Raw genomic sequence first — 3,862 nt, 5'->3', positions numbered from 1 at the left:
CATGCGGATCGCGCAGAGCCTGCCCGACCGCCCGCCCGGCCGCCCGCCCGGCCCGGAACCCCTGGAGCTCGCATGATCGCCGAAGACCTGTTCGACCTCGCGCCCGTGATTCCCGTCGTCGTGCTGGACGACGCCGGCGCGGCCGTCCCGATGGCCCGCGCCCTCGTCGAAGGCGGGCTCCCGGTGATCGAGGTGACGCTCCGCACGCCCGCCGCGCTGGAGGCGATCGAGCGGATCGCCGCCGAGGTCCCGGACGCGGTGGTCGGCGCGGGAACGGTCGCCGGCGCCGAGGACGCCGAGCGGTCGGCGGCCGCCGGGGCCCGCTTCCTGGTCAGCCCCGGCCGCACGCCCCGCCTCCAGGCCGCGATGGTCGCGACCGGCCTGCCCTTCCTGCCCGGCGTGGCCACGGCGTCCGAGGCGATGGCGCTGCTGGAGGACGGGATCACGGCGATGAAGTTCTTCCCCGCCGAGGCGTCGGGCGGCGCGGCCTTCCTGAAGGCGCTCGCCGGGCCGCTGCCGCGGATCCGGTTCTGCCCGACCGGCGGGGTCACCCCGGGGAACGCCGCCGACTACCTCGCGCTCGGCAACGTCGGCTGCGTCGGCGGGTCCTGGCTGACCCCGGCGAACGTCGTCCGCGCCGGCGACTGGGACCGCATCCGCAAGCTCGCCTCGGAAGCGGCGGCCCTGCGCCCCGCCTGATGTCACTTCCGGAGGGGCTGCACGGTCTCCTGGGTATGAACATCACGGCAACGCTGGAGAGCCTGAAAAAGCAGCGCACCATCCTGCTGACGACCTACCGCAAGGACGGGACGCCGGTCGGGACGCCGGTCAACGTCGTCGTCCAAGGCGACCATGCCTACTTCCGCACGTTCGACGCGGCCGTCAAGACGAAGCGGATGGCGCGCAACCCTGAGGTGGAGATCGCGCCGAGCACGTTCCGGGGACAGGTCACCGGGACCGCGTCGCGCGGCCGCGTCCGGCTGCTCACCGAGGACGAGTCGAAGCCGATCCGCAGGCTGCTGGCCCGCAAGCACCCCTTCCTCCAGGGGTTCGCGGTACCGCTGTTCCACCGGATGAAGCGCTTCCGGACGCTCCATTACGAACTCACGCTCGATCAGGACTGATCGGCGCGGCCGGGGCCGGAGGCGCAGCGCGTGCACGGGCCCGCGGTCAGCGGTGTGCCGCCCGCGTTGGGGACGAGGTCCATCCGCAGCCGCCCGCAGGCGCAGCGGGTCCAGACGACGACGCCGTCACTGGTGAGGTGCCGGGATACAAGCGTGTTCTGTGTCATGCCCGCAGTCTGCATCCGGCCGAATGTTGGCGTCTATTTCAGATTTTCGCACTGGATCGTGCAACATGGTTACATGATTGATCTGCGGCGGCTGCACATGCTCCGGCTCGTCCACCAGTACGGGACGGTCACGTCCGCGGCGGAGGCGCTGCACCTCACGCCGTCGGCGGTCTCCCACCACCTGCGGGAGCTGGCACGGGAGCTGAAGGTGCCGCTGCTGGAGCCGCAGGGCCGCAAGGTGCGGCTGACACCGGCCGCCTCCCTGCTGATCGAGCACGCCGACGGGCTGCTCGCCAAGTGGGAGGAGACCCTCGCCGACCTGGAGTCGCACCGCGCCGGGGCCGCCGGACCGCTGCGCATGTGCGGATTCACGACGGCCGTCGGCGGGCTCGTCGCCCCGGCCGCGGGTGCCCTGCGACGGGAGGACCCGGCCCTGAGGATCGAGATCCGCGAATGCGACACCGACGTGGCCGTGGGCCTCCTCGCCGCTGGCGAGACCGACATCGCGGTCATCGAGCCCACCCCGGATGCGCCGCCTCCCGGTGACCTGCGCTTCGACCAGGAGCCGCTCATGGAGGAGGCGCTCGACCTCATCGTCCCGATCGGTCATCCGCTCGCGCGCCACGGCAGCGTCCGGCTGGAGGACGCGGCGGAGGAGACGTGGATCAGCGTCGCACCCGAGCTGTGCGTCCATCATCACCAGGTCATGACCCACTGCGCCGCGGCCGGGTTCACGCCCCGGTTCGCGCACCACGCCACCGGCTGGTCGGTGATCTGGGCGCTGGTCGCCAACGGCCTCGGGGTGTCCCTCCTGCCGAGACTGGCGGGCGGGCCGGGCGATCAGCAGGTGGTCCGGGTCCCGCTGACCGGGGGCAGCGTCCCGAGGCGCCGCCTGCTGACCGCCGTGCGGCGCGGCAGCCGCGGCAACCCGCTGATCGCCCGCGGGCTCCGCGCCCTGCACGACGCCGTCCCCGCCCGCTGCGACCGCCTGGCCGCCTGACGCCAGCCCGCCGCCGCCTCATTCGGTGGCGATCGCCCGCAGGACGTCCATGCGGGCGGCGCGGTGCGCGGGCCACACCGCCGCGGCGACGCCGATCACCGCCGCCGCCACCACGCACACCGCCAGCCGCCCGTAGGGGATCGCCAGGACCTCCATGCCGCCGTCGCCGTCCGCCATCGCGCGCTGGAGGACGACGCCGAGGACGACGCCCGTCCCGACGCCGAGCACCGCACCGAACAGGGAGACGACGACCGCCTCGTACCGGATCATGCGGCGGAGCTGGCGGCGCTGCATGCCGACGGCGCGGAGCATTCCGATCTCGCGCGTCCGTTCGATGACGGCGAGCGCGAGCGTGTTGACGATGCCCAGCGCGGCGACGGCGACCGACAGCACCAGCAGGCCGAGGACGAGATCGAGGAACAGCTCGATGTCCCCGGCGGCGTCGTCCCTGATCTGGGCGCGGTCCTTGAGTTCCAGGTTCGGCCATGGGGCGAGCGCCGCCTCCAGGGCGCCCCGGTCCGCGGACGCGGCGTCGATCTCGATGCGGTCGATCGGCGCGTCCGGCTCGCGGGCCCGGTAGCCGCTCCAGTCGATGATCATGGCGGGTGCGGACGGGGTGAGCGACGGCAGGTTCAGGTAGATCCCGGCGATGCGGAACGTTCGCTCCGTCCCGTCCCGGTACCGGCCGCCGATCGTCGTTCCGACCTCCCAGCCCTGCGATTCCGCAATGGTGCGGCCGACGAGCAGCTCGTCCCCGCGCACGGCGGAGGCCCCCTCCAGGAGCGGCAGCCGGAAGTGGCCCAGCAGTTCGCGGGGCGTCCCCGCCGTGGCGGTCCGCACGGCACCGTCCAGCTCGAACCGCGCCGTCCGGACCGGGATCACCGACCGGACGCCGCCCACCCGCGCCACCGCGGCGGCCGCCTTCCCGCTGACCGGTGTGACCTGGCTGCGCCCGGTGACCCTGTAGTCGGCGGCGAGGCCCGCGTCGAGCCGGCGGTCCACCGACGCCGCCATCGACTGGACGATCACCGACACGGCCGCGATCAGCGCGAGGCCGATCGTCAGCGCGGACGCGGTCGCCGCCGTCTGCCTCGGGTCGCGCAGCGCGTTGCGCCCGCCCATCCGGCCCGCGCTCCCGCCGAACCGCGCGAACGGCCAGGCCAGAACCCGGATCGCGGGACGGCTGAGCACCGGCGACACCACGACCACCCCGGCGAACGACACCATGGCCCCGGCCCCCGCCAGCGTCAGCGCCGTCCGCCCGTCCGCCGCGAACCCGGCCGCGACGGTCCCCGCGCCCACCGCGAGGGCGAAGGCGCCGCACAGCGTCCGGCCCCGCAGCGGACGCGGCGCCGCCGACGCGGCACGGAGGGCGGCGACGGGTGGGATCCGCGCCGCGCGCCGTGCCGGGACGAACGCGGCGGCCACCGTGACGAGCGTCCCCACCCCGTAGGACGCGATCACCGCCGAGGCGGGCACGACCAGCGTCCCGAACGGCAGCGGCTCGCCGCCCGTGGCGACCGTCATCAGCCGCGCCAGCCCCGCCGCGACCCCGGCGCCCGCCGCGAGCC

At 74.5% G+C, this 3,862-nt stretch carries 5 protein-coding genes; 3 read left to right on the top strand and 2 right to left on the bottom strand.

Annotated elements, in window-relative coordinates; genetic code table 11:
• Nucleotides 1-72 precede the first annotated feature (72 nt).
• Both eda and E1285_RS43755 read left to right on the top strand, forming a co-directional pair.
• Nucleotides 73-699, top strand: a complete 627-nt coding sequence (gene eda / locus E1285_RS43760) for a bifunctional 4-hydroxy-2-oxoglutarate aldolase/2-dehydro-3-deoxy-phosphogluconate aldolase (RefSeq protein WP_132160806.1) — start codon at nucleotides 73-75, stop codon at nucleotides 697-699.
• A 35-nt stretch (nucleotides 700-734) separates the two neighbouring features.
• Nucleotides 735-1,124, top strand: a complete 390-nt coding sequence (locus tag E1285_RS43755) for a PPOX class F420-dependent oxidoreductase (protein WP_132160805.1) — start codon at nucleotides 735-737, stop codon at nucleotides 1,122-1,124.
• Here E1285_RS43755 and E1285_RS46245 read toward each other — a convergent pair.
• Nucleotides 1,115-1,291: a hypothetical protein gene (locus E1285_RS46245; protein ID WP_165967030.1), complete on the bottom strand. Its 177-nt coding sequence runs from the start codon at nucleotides 1,289-1,291 to the stop codon at nucleotides 1,115-1,117. The two genes, E1285_RS43755 and E1285_RS46245, sit on opposite strands and share 10 nt — an antisense overlap.
• Before the next feature lie 73 nt (nucleotides 1,292-1,364).
• Here E1285_RS46245 and E1285_RS43750 point away from each other — a divergent pair, with 73 nt between their 5' ends.
• Nucleotides 1,365-2,291 carry a LysR family transcriptional regulator gene (locus E1285_RS43750; RefSeq protein ID WP_243723471.1) on the top strand — a complete coding sequence of 309 codons (927 nt, stop codon included), beginning with the start codon at nucleotides 1,365-1,367 and terminating at the stop codon, nucleotides 2,289-2,291.
• Between the two features lie 18 nt (nucleotides 2,292-2,309).
• Here E1285_RS43750 and E1285_RS43745 read toward each other — a convergent pair.
• Nucleotides 2,310-3,862 (bottom strand): ABC transporter permease (locus E1285_RS43745; RefSeq protein ID WP_132160804.1); only part of this gene is annotated, 1,553 nt, incomplete at its 5' end.

This window comes from Actinomadura sp. 7K507, assembly GCF_004348425.1.
Lineage (GTDB): Bacteria > Actinomycetota > Actinomycetes > Streptosporangiales > Streptosporangiaceae > Spirillospora.
Note: the sequence above shows the minus strand (reverse complement) of the source record. Positions and strands in the feature narration are given on the sequence as shown.